The sequence below is a fragment of the Lautropia dentalis genome (genome assembly GCF_003892345.1).
In the GTDB taxonomy this organism is placed as follows: Bacteria; Pseudomonadota; Gammaproteobacteria; order Burkholderiales; family Burkholderiaceae_E; genus Lautropia; species Lautropia dentalis.
This window is the reverse complement of record NZ_RRUE01000002.1, coordinates 196,015-211,597: the sequence shown is the minus strand read 5'-3', so window position 1 is coordinate 211,597 and position 15,583 is coordinate 196,015. Positions and strand designations below refer to the sequence as shown.

General features: G+C 63.6%; 9 protein-coding genes. All 9 read left to right on the top strand.

What is annotated here, in order from left to right; genetic code table 11:
• Positions 1-21: 21 nt before the first annotated feature.
• The 9 genes from rplL (at position 22) to rpsJ (ending at position 15,464) form a co-directional block, all read left to right on the top strand.
• Positions 22-408: a 50S ribosomal protein L7/L12 gene (gene rplL, locus EHV23_RS08990; protein ID WP_125095780.1), complete on the top strand. Its 387-nt coding sequence runs from the start codon at positions 22-24 to the stop codon at positions 406-408.
• A 339-nt stretch (positions 409-747) separates the two neighbouring features.
• Complete coding sequence (gene rpoB, locus EHV23_RS08985; RefSeq protein WP_125095779.1) at positions 748-4,863, top strand: DNA-directed RNA polymerase subunit beta; 4,116 nt, start codon at positions 748-750, stop codon at positions 4,861-4,863.
• A gap of 30 nt (positions 4,864-4,893) precedes the next feature.
• On the top strand, positions 4,894-9,237 hold the full coding sequence (gene rpoC / locus EHV23_RS08980; RefSeq protein WP_238990402.1) for a DNA-directed RNA polymerase subunit beta': 4,344 nt from the start codon (positions 4,894-4,896) through the stop codon (positions 9,235-9,237).
• A 441-nt stretch (positions 9,238-9,678) separates the two neighbouring features.
• Entirely contained in the window at positions 9,679-9,900 is a 222-nt protein-coding gene (locus EHV23_RS08975) for a type II toxin-antitoxin system HicB family antitoxin (RefSeq protein WP_125095778.1), read from the top strand.
• A gap of 410 nt (positions 9,901-10,310) precedes the next feature.
• Entirely contained in the window at positions 10,311-10,691 is a 381-nt protein-coding gene (gene rpsL / locus EHV23_RS08970; RefSeq protein WP_005674283.1) for a 30S ribosomal protein S12, read from the top strand.
• Between the two features lie 447 nt (positions 10,692-11,138).
• Complete coding sequence (gene rpsG / locus EHV23_RS08965) at positions 11,139-11,609, top strand: 30S ribosomal protein S7 (RefSeq protein ID WP_125095777.1); 471 nt, start codon at positions 11,139-11,141, stop codon at positions 11,607-11,609.
• A 128-nt stretch (positions 11,610-11,737) separates the two neighbouring features.
• Entirely contained in the window at positions 11,738-13,843 is a 2,106-nt protein-coding gene (fusA, locus tag EHV23_RS08960; protein WP_125095776.1) for an elongation factor G, read from the top strand.
• A gap of 50 nt (positions 13,844-13,893) precedes the next feature.
• A complete protein-coding gene (gene tuf / locus EHV23_RS08955) occupies positions 13,894-15,084 on the top strand; it encodes an elongation factor Tu (RefSeq protein ID WP_125095775.1) in 1,191 nt (396 codons plus the stop codon).
• A 68-nt stretch (positions 15,085-15,152) separates the two neighbouring features.
• Positions 15,153-15,464, top strand: coding sequence for a 30S ribosomal protein S10 (rpsJ, locus tag EHV23_RS08950; RefSeq protein WP_125095774.1), 312 nt, complete (start codon positions 15,153-15,155; stop codon positions 15,462-15,464).
• Positions 15,465-15,583 lie beyond the last annotated feature (119 nt).

The window sequence follows — 15,583 nt, the reverse complement described above, 5'->3', positions numbered from 1 at the left end:
ATTGAACTGGAGTAATTCCAAATGGCACTGAGCAAAGAAGAGATCCTCGACGCAGTCGCAGGCATGACGGTTCTGGAACTGTCCGAACTGATCAAGATGATGGAAGAGAAATTCGGCGTGTCGGCTGCTGCCGCTGCCGTCGCCGTGGCCGCTCCGGCCGCTGGTGGCGCCGCTGCTGGCGCTGCTGCCGAAGAGCAGACCGAGTTCACCGTCGTTCTGGCCGCCGCCGGCGAGAAGAAAGTCGAGGTGATCAAGGTCGTGCGTGCCGCCACCGGCCTGGGCCTGAAAGAAGCCAAGGACCTGGTCGACGGTGCTCCGAAGCCTGTGAAGGAAGGCATCTCGAAAGCCGACGCCGACGCCCTGAAGAAACAGCTGGAAGACGCCGGCGCCAAAGTCGAAGTCAAGTAATTGACGGCTTTTGCCTAGGGCAAACGGACCGGGGTCTGCAGTTTCGGGGCCTCGGTCATTTGCCGTGTATCACCCGGGTCCGTTCGCGGCCCCGGGTTTTGTGGCCACAGGCCACGTGAAACGCTCTGCAAGACCCCGTTCCGTCCCGCCCCCGCAGATGGCGGTCACCGAGCCGGGTGTTGCAGCGGGTTTCGTTCCCCCACCCCTCTTTTTCAGCCAGGGCCATGAGGTCCATGTGTCACTGGCTGCCTGCCAGTCCACGATCAGTACCCTGCGGCGCACCGCCCACGTCCCAGTTTCTGTTCGCCTATCGTGACCCCGACGTCTCACGGAGAGTCCATGACTTACTCGTTCACTGAAAAGAAGCGCATCCGCAAGAGCTTTGGCCACCGTCGTGCCCGGGCCGTGCAGGAGGTGCCTTACCTGCTGGCCACGCAGCTTGAATCCTATGCCGAGTTCCTGCAGGAAGGTGTTCCTCCCGACCAGCGTAAGGATGTGGGGTTACAGGCGGCGCTGAAATCGATCTTTCCGATTTCTTCGCACAACGACATGGCCCGTCTGGAGTTCGTCGGCTACAACCTGGGAACGCCTGCCTTCGACATGAAGGAATGCCAGCAGCGCGGCATGACCTTCTGTGCGCCGCTGCGTGCCCGCGTGCGTCTGGTCATCATGGACCGCGAGGCCAGCAAGCCCACGGTGAAGGAAGTGAAGGAGCAGGAGGTCTACATGGGCGAGATTCCGCTCATGACCCCCACCGGTTCCTTCGTGGTCAACGGCACCGAGCGTGTCATCGTCTCGCAGCTGCACCGTTCGCCGGGCGTGTTCTTCGAGCACGACCGTGGCAAGACGCACAGCTCGGGCAAGCTGCTGTTCTCGGCCCGCATCATTCCGTACCGTGGCTCGTGGCTGGACTTCGAGTTCGACGCCAAGGACATCCTCTACTTCCGTATCGACCGTCGCCGCAAGATGCCGGTCACCATCCTGCTCAAGGCCATCGGCATGACGCCGGAGCAGATCCTCGCCCACTTCTTCGTGTTCGACTCGTTCACGCTGGAGTCCGAAGGGGCGAAGATGGAACTGGTGCCCGAGCGCCTGAAGGGCGAGACGGCCCGCTTCGACATCACCGACCGTGAAGGCAACGTGATCGTCGCCAGGGACAAGCGCATCAACGCCAAGCACATCCGCGAGATGGAAAAGGCGGGTCTGCGGCTGGTCAGCGTGCCGGACGAGTTCCTGCTGGGCCGTGCCGTGGCCAGGGACATCGTCGACCCGGAAACGGGCGAGATCGTCATGCGCGCCAACGACGAGATCACCGAGGACGCGCTCACCCGGCTGCGTACCGCCAACATCCACGAATTCCAGACGCTCTACACCAACGACCTGGACGCCGGTCCGTTCATCTCGCAGACCCTGCGTCTGGACGATTCCGCCGACCAGATCTCGGCCCGCATCGCCATCTACCGCATGATGCGTCCGGGCGAGCCGCCGACCGAAGACGCCGTCGAGGCGCTGTTCAATCGCCTGTTCTACAGCGAGGACACCTACGACCTGTCGCGTGTCGGCCGCATGAAGTTCAACCGCCGCGTCGGCCGTGAGGATCCCACCGGCCCGATGACCCTCGAGAACGAGGACATCGTCGCCGTCATCAAGCTGCTGGTCGACCTGCGCAACGGCAAGGGCGAGATCGACGACATCGACCACCTGGGCAACCGCCGTGTGCGCTGCGTGGGCGAGCTGGCCGAGAACCAGTTCCGCGCCGGTCTGGTGCGCGTCGAGCGTGCCGTGCGCGAGCGTCTGGGCCAGGCCGAGACCGAGAACCTGCTGCCGCACGACCTGATCAACTCCAAGCCGATCAGCGCCGCCATCCGCGAGTTCTTCGGGTCCAGCCAGCTGTCGCAGTTCATGGACCAGACCAACCCGCTGTCCGAAATCACCCACAAGCGCCGCGTCTCGGCCCTGGGCCCGGGCGGTCTGACCCGCGAACGTGCCGGCTTCGAGGTGCGCGACGTGCACCCCACCCACTACGGCCGTGTCTGCCCCATCGAAACGCCGGAAGGCCCGAACATCGGCCTGATCAACTCGCTGGCGCTGTACGCACGGCTCAACGAGTTCGGCTTCCTGGAAACCCCGTACCGCAAGGTCGAGAACCAGAAGCTGACCGACCAGATCGATTTCCTGTCGGCCATCGAGGAAGGCCGCTACGTGATCGCCCAGGCCAACGCCGAGGTCGATGACGAAGGCAAGCTGACCGGCGAGCTGGTGTCGGTGCGCATCAACGGCGAGACCCAGCTGGTCTCTGCCGACCGCGTCGAGTACATCGACGTGGCCCCGTCGCAGATCGTGTCGGTGGCCGCCTCGCTCATTCCGTTCCTCGAGCACGATGACGCCAACCGCGCGCTGATGGGTGCCAACATGCAGCGTCAGGCGGTGCCCTGCCTGCGTCCGCAGAAACCGCTGGTCGGTACCGGCATCGAACGCACCTGTGCGGTCGACTCGGGTACCGTGGTCACGGCCAAGCGGGGTGGGGTGGTCGATTACGTCGATGCCAACCGGGTGATCATCCGCGTCAACGACGAGGAAGCCACCGCCGGTGAAGTCGGCGTGGACATCTACAACCTCATCAAGTACACGCGCAGCAACCAGAACACCAACATCAACCAGCGTCCCATCGTGGCCAAGGGCGACCGCCTGTGCGCCGGCGACGTGATTGCCGACGGGGCCTCCACCGACCTGGGCGAGCTGGCCCTGGGGCAGAACATGCTGATCGCGTTCATGCCCTGGAACGGCTACAACTTCGAAGACTCGGTGATGATCTCCGAGAAGGTGGTGTCGGACGACCGCTACACCTCGATCCACATCGAGGAACTGACGGTGCTGGCCCGCGACACGAAGCTGGGGCCCGAAGAGATCACCCGCGACATCTCCAACCTGTCCGAGAACCAGCTCTCCCGTCTGGACGAGTCGGGCATCGTCTACATCGGCGCCGAAGTCTCGGCCGGCGACACGCTGGTCGGCAAGGTCACGCCGAAGGGCGAAACCCAGCTCACGCCGGAAGAGAAGCTGCTGCGTGCCATCTTCGGCGAGAAGGCCTCCGACGTGAAGGACACCAGCCTGCGCGTGCCGTCCGGCATGAACGGCACCGTCATCGACGTGCAGGTGTTCACCCGCGAGGGCATCACCCGTGACAAGCGCGCCCAGTCGATCATCGACGACGAGCTGAAACGTTTCCGTCTGGACCTGAACGACCAGCTGCGCGTCATGGAAAACGACGCCTTCAGCCGGCTGGAGCGCTTCCTCGATGGCAAGGAAGCCAACGGCGGGCCGAAGAAACTGGCCAAGGGCACGGAGATCACCCGCGAATACCTGCAGGATCTCGACCGCTGGCACTGGTTCGAGGTGCGTCTGGCCGACGAGGAAGATGCCCGCTGGCTGGAAGAAACCAAGAACGCCATCGAGCAGAAGCGTCACGAGTTCGACCTGGCCTTCGAGGAAAAACGCCGCAAGCTCACGCAGGGCGACGAACTGCCTCCGGGTGTGCTGAAGATGGTCAAGGTGTACCTGGCCGTCAAGCGCCGCCTGCAGCCCGGCGACAAGATGGCCGGCCGCCACGGCAACAAGGGTGTGGTTTCGCGCATCGTGCCGGTCGAGGACATGCCCTACATGGCCGACGGTACCCCGTGCGACATCGTGCTGAACCCGCTGGGCGTGCCTTCGCGGATGAACGTGGGCCAGATCCTGGAAATCCACCTCGGCTGGGCCGCCAAGGGCGTGGGCCTGCGCATCGGCGAGATGCTCGACCGTCACGTCAAGGTGTCCGAGCTGCGCCGCTACCTCGACAAGGTCTACAACGACCATGGCGAGAAGGCCAACCTGAACGAGCTGTCCGACGACGAGCTGATGACCATGGCGCAGAACCTGCGCGATGGCGTGCCGTTCGCCACGCCGGTGTTCGATGGTGCCACCGAAGACGAAATCCGCGCGGCCCTGAACCTGGCCTTCCCGTCGGAAGACCCGCGCACCGACAAACTGGGCTTCACGCCCAGCAAGACCCAGCTGATCCTGCGGGACGGCCGTACCGGCGATCCGTTCGACCGGCCGGTGTCGGTGGGCTACATGCACTTCCTGAAGCTGCACCACCTGGTCGACGACAAGATGCACGCCCGCTCCACCGGCCCTTACAGCCTGGTGACCCAGCAGCCGCTGGGCGGCAAGGCGCAGTTCGGTGGCCAGCGTTTCGGCGAGATGGAGGTGTGGGCACTGGAAGCCTACGGTGCCTCCTACACGCTGCAGGAAATGCTGACGGTGAAGTCCGACGACGTCACGGGCCGTGCCAAGGTCTACGAAAACATGGTCAAGGGCGAACACGCCATCGATGCCGGCATGCCGGAGTCGTTCAACGTGCTGGTGAAGGAAATTCGCTCGCTCGGTATCGACATCGATCTGGAACGCGCCTGAGCCACGCACTAGGAATTCAACGGAGAACCCATGAAAGCATTGCTGGATCTCTTCAAGCAGGTCGAGGAAAGCGATCACTTCGATGCCATCCGCATCGGTCTGGCCTCGCCTGACAAGATTCGCTCCTGGTCCTACGGCGAAGTCAAGAAACCCGAGACCATCAACTACCGCACATTCAAGCCGGAGCGTGATGGCCTGTTCTGCGCCAAGATCTTCGGCCCGATCAAGGACTACGAGTGCCTGTGCGGCAAGTACAAGCGCCTCAAGCATCGCGGCGTCATCTGCGAGAAATGCGGCGTCGAGGTCACGCTGGCCAAGGTGCGCCGTGAGCGCATGGGCCACATCGAGCTGGCCAGCCCCACCGCGCACATCTGGTTCCTGAAGTCGCTGCCGTCGCGTCTGGGCATGGTGCTCGACATGACGCTGCGCGACATCGAACGCGTGCTGTATTTCGAAGCCTATGTGGTGGTCGAGCCGGGCATGACCCCGCTCAAGCGCAACCAGCTCCTCACCGAAGACGACTTCCTCGCCAAGACGGAAGAGTACGGTGACGAGTTCGAGGCCGCCATGGGGGCCGAGGGCATCCGCAAGCTGCTGCAGTCCATCGACATCGACCGCGAGGTGGACCGTCTGCGCGAGGAGCTGCAGGTCACCACGTCCGAAGCCAAGGTCAAGAAGATCGCCAAGCGCCTGAAGGTGCTGGAAGGCTTCCAGCGTTCGGGCATCCGTCCCGAGTGGATGGTGATGGAAGTGCTGCCGGTGCTGCCGCCCGAGCTGCGCCCGCTGGTGCCGCTGGATGGTGGCCGTTTCGCCACGTCCGACCTGAACGATCTGTATCGTCGCGTCATCAACCGGAACAACCGCCTCAAGCGTCTGCTGGAGCTGAAGGCGCCCGAGATCATCGTCCGCAACGAAAAGCGGATGCTGCAGGAGTCGGTCGACTCGCTGCTGGACAACGGCCGCCGTGGCAAGGCCATGACGGGCGCGAACAAGCGTGCCCTGAAGTCGCTGGCCGACATGATCAAAGGGAAGGGCGGCCGCTTCCGCCAGAACCTGCTGGGCAAGCGGGTGGACTATTCCGGCCGTTCGGTCATCGTGGTGGGTCCGCAGCTCAAGCTGCACCAGTGCGGTCTGCCCAAGCTGATGGCGCTGGAGCTGTTCAAGCCCTTCATCTTCAACAAGCTGGAGTCGATGTCGGCGGCCACCACCATCAAGCAGGCCAAGAAGATGGTGGAAACCCAGGAACCCATCGTCTGGGATATCCTGGAAGAGGTCATCCGCGAGCATCCGGTCATGCTCAACCGTGCGCCGACGCTGCACCGTCTGGGCATCCAGGCCTTCGAGCCGGTGCTGATCGAGGGCAAGGCCATCCAGCTGCACCCGCTGGTCTGCGCCGCCTTCAACGCCGACTTCGACGGCGACCAGATGGCCGTGCACGTCCCGCTGTCGCTGGAAGCGCAGATGGAAGCCCGCGCGCTCATGCTGGCCTCCAACAACGTGCTGTTCCCGTCCAACGGCGAGCCGTCGATCGTGCCGTCGCAGGACATCGTGCTGGGCCTGTACTACGCCACCCGTGCCAAGGTCAACGGCAAGGGCGAGGGCATGTACCTGGCCGACATCAAGGAAGTGCAGCGCGCCTACGACAACGGCGAGGTCGAGCTGGGCACGAAGATCACCGTGCGCCTGAACGAGTACGAGCGCATCGGTGACGACGAGTTCCGTCCGGTGCTCAAGCGTTTCGAGACCACCGTCGGCCGCGCCCTGCTGTCCGAGATCCTGCCCAAGGGCCTGCCGTTCGACCTGATGAACCGCGCGCTCAAGAAAAAGGAAATCTCGCGGCTCATCAATGCCTCGTTCCGTCGCTGCGGCCTGCGGGCCACGGTCATCCTGGCCGACCAGCTGATGCAGAACGGCTTCCGCCTGGCCACGCGCGGCGGCATTTCCATCGCCATCGACGACATGCTGGTGCCGCCCTCGAAGCCGCAGATCCTGGCGGCCGCCGAGAAGGAGGTCAAGGAGATCGAGCAGCAGTACACCTCCGGTCTGGTAACCCAGGGCGAGCGCTACAACAAGGTGGTGGACATCTGGTCCAAGGCCGGTGACCAGGTGGCCAAGGCCATGATGGACCAGCTCGCCACCGAGAACGTCATCAACCGCGAGGGCCTGTCCGAGAAGCAGGAGTCCTTCAACGCCATCTACATGATGGCCGACTCGGGCGCCCGGGGTTCCGCCACGCAGATCCGCCAGCTGGCGGGCATGCGGGGCCTGATGGCCAAGCCGGACGGCTCGATCATCGAGACGCCGATCACGGCGAACTTCCGCGAGGGCCTGAACGTTCTGCAGTACTTCATCTCCACCCACGGTGCCCGTAAAGGTCTGGCCGATACCGCGCTGAAAACCGCCAACTCGGGTTATCTGACCCGCCGTCTGGTGGACGTGTCGCAGGATCTGGTCATCACCGAGCACGACTGCGGCACCTCCAATGGCGTGGCCATGCGGGCGCTGGTCGAGGGCGGTGAGGTCATCGAACCGCTGCGCGACCGCGTGCTGGGCCGTGTGACCGCGGTGGACGTGGTCAACCCCGAGACGCAGGAGACGGTCATCGCGGCCGGCGAACTGCTCAACGAGGATCTGGTCGAGAAGGTCGAGCAGCTGGGTATCGACGAGGTGCGCGTGCGCACCCCGCTGACCTGCGACGTGCGCTATGGCCTGTGCGCCAAGTGCTACGGCCGTGACCTGGGGCGCGGCGTGCTGGTCAACACCGGCGAGTCGGTGGGCATCATCGCCGCCCAGTCGATCGGCGAGCCGGGTACGCAGCTGACCATGCGGACGTTCCACATCGGTGGTGCTGCCTCGCGGGCCGCCGTGGCCAGCTCGGTCGAAACCAAGTCCAACGGGACGGCGCGCTTCACGGCCACCATGCGCTACATCACCAACGCCAAGGGCGAGCTGATCGTCATCTCGCGTTCCGGTGAGGTGATGATCACCGACGACAGCGGTCGGGAGCGCGAACGTCACAAGATCCCCTACGGCGCCACGCTGCACGTGCACGACGGCCAGGCCCTGACCGCCGGCTCGCAGCTGGCCAGCTGGGATCCGCTGACCCGCCCGATCATCAGCGAGTACGGCGGTGTGGTGAAGTTCGAGAACGTCGAGGAAGGCGTGACCGTGGCCCGGCAGGTGGACGAGGTCACCGGCCTGTCCACCCAGGTGGTCATCGACGCCAAGCGCCGCGGTACGGGTGCCAGGAACGTGCGTCCGACCATGAAGCTGCTCAACGAAGCCGGCGAGGAAGTCAAGATCGCCGGCACCGACCACTCGGTGCAGATCGGCTTCCCGGTTGGCGCGCTGATCACCGTGCGTGACGGCCAGCAGGTGGGTGTGGGTGAAGTGCTGGCCCGCATCCCGCAGGAATCGCAGAAGAACCGCGACATCACCGGGGGTCTGCCGCGGGTGGCCGAGCTGTTCGAGGCCCGCTCGCCCAAGGACGCCGGCATGCTGGCGGAAGTCACCGGGACCGTCTCCTTCGGCAAGGACACGAAGGGCAAGCAGCGTCTGGTCATCACCGACCTGGACGGCAATGCCCACGAGTTCCTGATTCCGAAAGAGAAGCACGTGCTGGTGCACGACGGCCAGGTGGTGAACAAGGGCGAGATGATCGTCGACGGCCCGGCCGATCCGCACGACATCCTGCGTCTGCTGGGTATCGAGGCGCTGTCGCGCTACATCGTCGATGAAGTGCAGGACGTCTACCGCCTGCAGGGCGTGAAGATCAACGACAAGCACATCGAGGTGATCGTTCGCCAGATGCTGCGTCGCGTGGTCGTGACCGCCCCGGGCGGTACCAACTTCATCGTCGGCGAGCAGGTCGAGCGCAGCGAGATTCTCGACGCCACCGACAAGATGAACGCCGAAGGCAAGCTCCCGCCGTCGTACGACAACATCCTGCTGGGCATCACGAAGGCTTCGCTGTCCACCGACTCGTTCATCTCGGCGGCTTCCTTCCAGGAAACCACCCGGGTGCTGACCGAGGCGGCCATCATGGGCAAGCGCGACGACCTGCGTGGCCTGAAGGAGAACGTCATCGTCGGCCGTCTGATTCCGGCCGGTACGGGTCTGGCCTATCACAAGGCCCGTCACGACAAGGAGTCGGTGGAGGCCCAGGAAGCCGCTGCCCTGGCCGCGGCCGAGGCTGCCTTTGCCATCCCGTCGGCACCCGAGCCCGAGCTGGTCACGGCCGACGAGGCGGTCTCCGCCCCGTCCGCAGCAGCCACGGCCGCTGCACTGGACCTGAACGCGCTGTTCAGTGGCACGGGCGTGGTGCCGGCGCCGGAAGAGCCGACCTCCGAAGGCGGGATGAACACCGAAGAGTGAGCCTCCCTGCGTAAGTGAGTGGCTGCTTTTCAAAAAGGCAGCCCGATGGGTCTGCTGCTGGCGTTGCTGGCTGCAGGCCCGTTTTTTTCGGGCGTTTCAGGCATCTTTCGTCCCCCTGGCCTGAATGCTCAAACACACCTATCGTGTACGTTCCACATGGCAGAAATGCCAGTCCGAACGACACAGTTACAAATAATTACTATTCCGTAGGACGGCGCAACGCCCGCGGCATCGAAGCTCATGTCAAATGGTGCGACGCCGGATCGTCAGGGGCTGACCCTGTCAGCGCCGACCATCCGGCTGGGCACCGCAGAACGGAAGGGCGGTTCACTGACTCCCTTTTCACGGCATGTACCAACTGCGTCACCTTTCCGCCCAGCGGTTCCACGGACAATATCCTCTTCCCGTCGTTGCATCTTCCGTCCCCTGGAGAAGCAGAACATGACGACCTACGCCATCGTGATCGAGCAGCGCGGCAGCTGCTTCCGTGCCTACGTCCCCGATCTTCCCGGCTGCACCGCCACCGGCAACAGCCTGGCCGAAGCCGAAACCGCCGTGCGCGAGGTCATGCGCTCCCTGCCGCCAGCCGGCGCCGCACTGGCGGCACAGGCCAATCAGAACCTGCGCAGTGGCGGCTATGCGTGGGTGAGCCCGGCGCGCTGAACCATCCCTGTCCGGCGGCGGCTCGGGCGCCCGCATGGGTACCGCCACAGCCGGATGCTGCAACGGGGACGCTGCCTGTCAGCCACGGGCAACGCGCACCGTAAAAGCCGTAACGGCCCGTCAGGCCGCAGCGCGTTGACTCGCCTGCACACTCCTTTTATACTCCCCTGTTCCTGGGGCGGCCCTCTGCTTGTCGCGCCAGATGCGCTCTTTGGGTAGCACCGGCGCTTGCCTTTTGCGGCAGCCCGGCGTCGATCGAAGGGACATCAGGCATCAGGCGGTCCCTTGCTGGTCCGGCTCGTCCGGCCAGATCCATCGAATTCAGGCAGACGCCGTAGCGCGTTGCCATGGATTGATCTCCGATCGACGCAACCCTGGCGGGTTGCTCCCAAGTCACAGCGTCAATAGCCATGCCAACCATCAATCAGCTCGTACGCAAACCGCGCAAATCTGCGGTCGTCAAGAGCAAGAGCCCTGCGCTGGAAGATTGCCCGCAGCGCCGCGGTGTCTGCACCCGCGTATACACCACCACCCCCAAGAAGCCGAATTCCGCGCTGCGTAAAGTGGCCAAGGTTCGTCTCACCAATGGCTTCGAGGTCATCAGCTACATCGGCGGTGAAGGCCACAACCTGCAGGAGCACTCGGTCGTGCTCATCCGCGGCGGCCGTGTGAAGGACTTGCCGGGTGTGCGTTACCACATCGTTCGTGGTTCGCTCGACCTGCAGGGCGTGAAGGACCGCAAGCAGGCCCGTTCCAAGTACGGCGCCAAGCGGCCCAAGGCTGCCAAGTAATCATCGGTTTGTGCCCGGTACCGCGGTTTCGTGGTGCCGGCGCAGGACGGGTGGAAAGGGCAGATGGCCTGCTTTGCAGGTGGCCCGCCATCCAGTAAGCGGCCCCGGCTCGCCGCAACCCGGAAATACGCCTTCCATCGCAACGGCCGTGTCACACACCACGGCCGGCTTCCGGCAACGGAAGCAGCGCTTCGAAGCGGGTTTCAGAAGGGCGAAAGCTGCGGGGCCAAGGAACGCACCGGCGTTCTTCCCTCCTGTACCGTTGTCGCCGTCTGGGCGGTCCCGGCCCTCGTGGGCCAGACCGGACAGAGACCGTAGCGGGCCCGCCCCGAAGGGGCAGCAGGAGTCCCTTTCCGTTCATTTCGCCCGTCACGGGGCGGACCTGCAACGGGAAGGGGTCTGGAAAACGCCGGTTGCCACACCAGCTGAAGTCAATCAGAGGTAAACATGCCACGTCGTCGCGAAGTACCGAAGCGCGTGATCCTGCCGGATCCGCTCTATCACAACGAAGAAGTCGCCAAGTTCATCAACGTGCTGATGCTGTCCGGCAAGAAAGCCGTGGCCGAACGCATCCTGTACGGCGCCTTCGAAATCATCCGCAGCAAGAGCGGCAAGGACCCCATCGAGGTGTTCAACTCCGCCCTGGCCAACTCCCGCCCGATGGTCGAGGTCAAGAGCCGTCGTGTCGGTGGTGCAAACTACCAGGTGCCCGTCGAGGTTCGCCCGGTTCGCCGTACCGCGCTGGCCATGCGCTGGCTGCGTGAAGCCGCCAAGAAGCGCGCCGAAAAATCCATGGGCCAGCGTCTGGCCAATGAACTGATGGAAGCGGCCGAGAACCGTGGTGGCGCCGTCAAGCGTCGCGACGAGGTTCACCGCATGGCCGAGGCCAACCGCGCCTTCTCGCACTTCCGCTTCTGAGCAACGCGCCGTTCTTCACGGCAACAGGACTTCCGTCCTGTCCCTGCACCGGACTGGCTGGCCTCTGCCGAACCTCGGCAGCTGCTGCCGGTCCAGTGCTTTAATGTATTACTCAAGGACTCACCATCATGGCTCGCAAGACCCCCATCGAGCGCTACCGGAATATTGGTATTTCGGCCCACATCGATGCAGGAAAAACCACGACCACCGAGCGCATCCTGTTCTACACCGGCGTGAACCACAAGCTGGGTGAAGTGCATGATGGCGCGGCCACCACGGACTGGATGGAACAGGAGCAGGAGCGTGGCATCACCATCACCTCCGCCGCTGTGACCACCTTCTGGAAGGGCATGGACCTTTCCTATCCCGAACATCGCATCAACATCATCGACACCCCGGGACACGTCGACTTCACCATCGAAGTGGAACGTTCCATGCGCGTGCTCGACGGCGCCTGCATGGTGTACTGCGCCGTGGGTGGTGTTCAGCCGCAGTCCGAAACCGTCTGGCGTCAGGCCAACAAGTACCATGTGCCCCGTCTGGCCTTCGTGAACAAGATGGACCGTACCGGCGCGAACTTCTTCAAGGTCTATGACCAGATGAAGACCCGCCTGCGTGCCAATCCCGTGCCCGTGGTCATCCCCATCGGTGCCGAGGACAAGTTCGAGGGCGTGGTCGACCTGATCAAGATGAAGGCCATCTACTGGGACGACTCCACCCAGGGCATGAAATTCGAGTATCGCGACATTCCGGCCGAGCTGAAGGCTTCGGCGGAAGAGTGGCGCGAAAAAATGCTGGAAGCCGCCGCCGAGTCCGACGAGGACCTGATGAACGAGTACCTCGAGAACGGCGACCTGCCCGAGGACAAGATCAAGGCCGGTCTGCGCAAGCGCACCATCGCCAACGAAATCCAGCCGATGCTGTGCGGTACCGCCTTCAAGAACAAGGGCGTGCAGCGCATGCTCGACGCGGTCATCGACTTCCTGCCGTCGCCGGTGGAAATTCCGCCGATCGAGGGCGAAACCGAAGATCACGAGAAGGTCACCCGCAAGGCCGACGACAACGAGAAATTCGCTGCGCTGGCATTCAAGCTGATGACCGACCCGTTCGTGGGCCAGCTGACCTTCGTGCGTGTGTACTCGGGTGTGCTGAACTCCGGCGACACCGTGCTCAACGCCACCCGTGGCAAGAAGGAGCGTATCGGCCGTCTGCTGCAGATGCACGCCAACAACCGCGAAGAGATCAAGGAAGTGCGTGCCGGTGACATCGCCGCCGTCGTGGGCCTGAAAGAGGTCACCACCGGCGAGACGCTGACCGACGTGCAGAACCCGATCATTCTCGAGCGCATGGTCTTCCCCGAGCCGGTGATCCGTCAGGCCATCGAGCCGAAGTCCAAGGCCGACCAGGAAAAAATGGGTCTGGCGCTGTCGCGTCTGGCCGCCGAGGATCCGTCCTTCCGCGTGCACACCGACGAAGAGTCGGGGCAGACCATCATCGGTGGCATGGGCGAGCTGCACCTCGAGATCATCGTCGACCGGATGAAGCGCGAGTTCAACGTGGAAGCCAACGTGGGCAAACCGCAGGTGGCCTACCGCGAAACCATCCGCAAGACGGTCGACGCTGCCGAAGCCAAGTTCGTCAAGCAGTCCGGTGGTCGCGGCCAGTACGGTCACGTCGTGCTCAAGCTGGAACCGCTGGAGCCGGGCGGCCCGAACTTCGAGTTCGTCGACGCCATCAAGGGCGGTGTGGTGCCGCGCGAGTTCATCCCCGCGGTGCAGAAGGGTATCGAAGACACCCTGCCGACTGGCGTGCTGGCCGGCTATCCGGTGGTGGACGTGAAGGTCACGCTGCACTTCGGTTCGTACCACGACGTGGACTCCAACGAAAACGCCTTCAAGCAGGCGGGTTCGATGGCGTTCAAGGAAGGCATGCGCAAGGCCAGCCCGGTTCTGCTGGAGCCGATGATGGCCGTGGAAGTGGAAACGCCGGAAGAGTATGCCGGTACCGTGATGGGCGACCTGTCCTCGCGGCGCGGCATGATCCAGGGCATGGAAGACATGGTGGGCGGTGGCAAGCAGGTGAAAGCCGAAGTGCCGCTGGCCGAGATGTTCGGCTACGCCACCACACTGCGTTCGCTGACGCAGGGTCGTGCCACTTACACTATGGAATTCAAACAATACGCCGAAGCGCCGAAGAACGTCGCCGAGGCTGTGATTGCGGCCCGGACCAAGTGATCCGGACCACAGACCAACACTGACTGAACAAGCATCAGGAGTAAATACAAATGGCAAAGGGCAAGTTTGAACGGACCAAGCCGCACGTGAACGTGGGCACCATCGGTCACGTGGACCATGGCAAGACGACGCTGACGGCTGCGATCGCCACGGTGCTGTCGAAGAAATACGGTGGTGAGGCCAAGGGCTACGACCAGATCGACAACGCGCCGGAAGAGAAGGCCCGGGGTATCACGATCAACACCTCGCACGTCGAGTACGAGACGGCCACGCGTCACTATGCACACGTGGACTGCCCGGGTCACGCCGACTACGTGAAGAACATGATCACCGGCGCCGCCCAGATGGACGGTGCGATTCTGGTGGTGTCGTCGGCCGACGGCCCGATGCCGCAGACGCGCGAGCACATTCTGCTGGCCCGTCAGGTGGGCGTGCCCTACATCATCGTGTTCATGAACAAGGCCGACATGGTCGATGACGCCGAGCTGCTGGAGCTGGTAGAGATGGAAGTGCGCGAGCTTCTGTCGAAGTACGAGTTCCCGGGCGACGATCTGCCGATCGTCAAGGGCTCGGCCCTGAAGGCGCTGGAAGGCGACCAGAGCGAGATCGGCGAGCCGGCCATCATCAAGCTGGCCGAGGCGCTGGACAGCTACATCCCCGAGCCGGAGCGTGCCGTGGACGGTACGTTCCTGATGCCGATCGAGGACGTGTTCTCGATCTCGGGTCGTGGTACGGTGGTGACGGGCCGTGTCGAGCGCGGCATCATCAAGGTGGGCGACGAGATCGAGATCGTCGGTATCCGCGACACGCAGAAAACCACCTGCACCGGCGTGGAGATGTTCCGCAAGCTGCTGGATCAGGGTCAGGCGGGCGACAACGTGGGTATTCTGCTGCGTGGTACGAAGCGTGAGGATGTCGAGCGTGGTCAGGTGCTGGCCAAGCCGGGCACGATCAAGCCGCACACCGAGTTCGAAGCCGAGGTGTACATCCTGAGCAAGGACGAAGGTGGCCGTCACACGCCGTTCTTCTCGAACTACCGTCCGCAGTTCTACTTCCGTACGACGGACGTGACGGGATCGGTGACGCTGCCGGAAGGCACCGAGATGGTGATGCCGGGCGACAACGTGCAAATGAAGGTCAAGCTGATCGCGCCGATCGCCATGGAACAGGGTCTGCGTTTCGCCATCCGTGAAGGTGGCCGTACCGTGGGCGCCGGCGTGGTGGCCAAGGTCATCGCCTGATTTTCACGTTTCATCCCGCAGAATAGGAGCGCGTCTGCCGCGCGCTCCTCGCTCTTTAAGGAATCACCATGGCAAACCAGAAAATCCGTATCCGTCTGAAAGCGTTCGATTACAAGCTGATCGACCAGTCCGCTGCCGAGATCGTTGATACGGCCAAGCGTACCGGTGCAGTGGTGCATGGCCCGGTGCCGTTGCCGACCCGCATCGAGCGTTTCGATGTGCTGCGTTCGCCGCACGTCAACAAAACGTCGCGCGACCAGCTGGAAATCCGCACGCACCTGCGTCTGATGGACATCGTGGATCCGACCGACAAGACCGTCGATGCGCTGATGAAGCTCGACCTGCCTGCTGGCGTCGACGTGGAAATCAAACTGCAGTGATCATGTCCACGGCAGCGTCTGGTTCACCTGCCGCTGTCCGGATCGCCCTGCCCCAGGCCCGCCGCCTTCCACTTCGGGAGCTGGCGGGTTTTTTGTATCCAGCATTCTGATACTGGCTG

Bases quoted from the DNA above. Each gene is read 5' to 3' on its own strand.
- rpsL (WP_005674283.1), top strand. From the start codon at position 10,311: ATGCCAACCATCAATCAGCTCGTACGCAAACCGCGCAAATCTGCGGTC.
- fusA (WP_125095776.1), top strand. From the start codon at position 11,738: ATGGCTCGCAAGACCCCCATCGAGCGCTACCGGAATATTGGTATTTCG.
- rpoC (WP_238990402.1), top strand. From the start codon at position 4,894: ATGAAAGCATTGCTGGATCTCTTCAAGCAGGTCGAGGAAAGCGATCAC.
- rpsJ (WP_125095774.1), top strand. From the start codon at position 15,153: ATGGCAAACCAGAAAATCCGTATCCGTCTGAAAGCGTTCGATTACAAG.
- EHV23_RS08975 (WP_125095778.1), top strand. From the start codon at position 9,679: ATGACGACCTACGCCATCGTGATCGAGCAGCGCGGCAGCTGCTTCCGT.
- rpoB (WP_125095779.1), top strand. From the start codon at position 748: ATGACTTACTCGTTCACTGAAAAGAAGCGCATCCGCAAGAGCTTTGGC.
- rpsG (WP_125095777.1), top strand. From the start codon at position 11,139: ATGCCACGTCGTCGCGAAGTACCGAAGCGCGTGATCCTGCCGGATCCG.
- rplL (WP_125095780.1), top strand. From the start codon at position 22: ATGGCACTGAGCAAAGAAGAGATCCTCGACGCAGTCGCAGGCATGACG.
- tuf (WP_125095775.1), top strand. From the start codon at position 13,894: ATGGCAAAGGGCAAGTTTGAACGGACCAAGCCGCACGTGAACGTGGGC.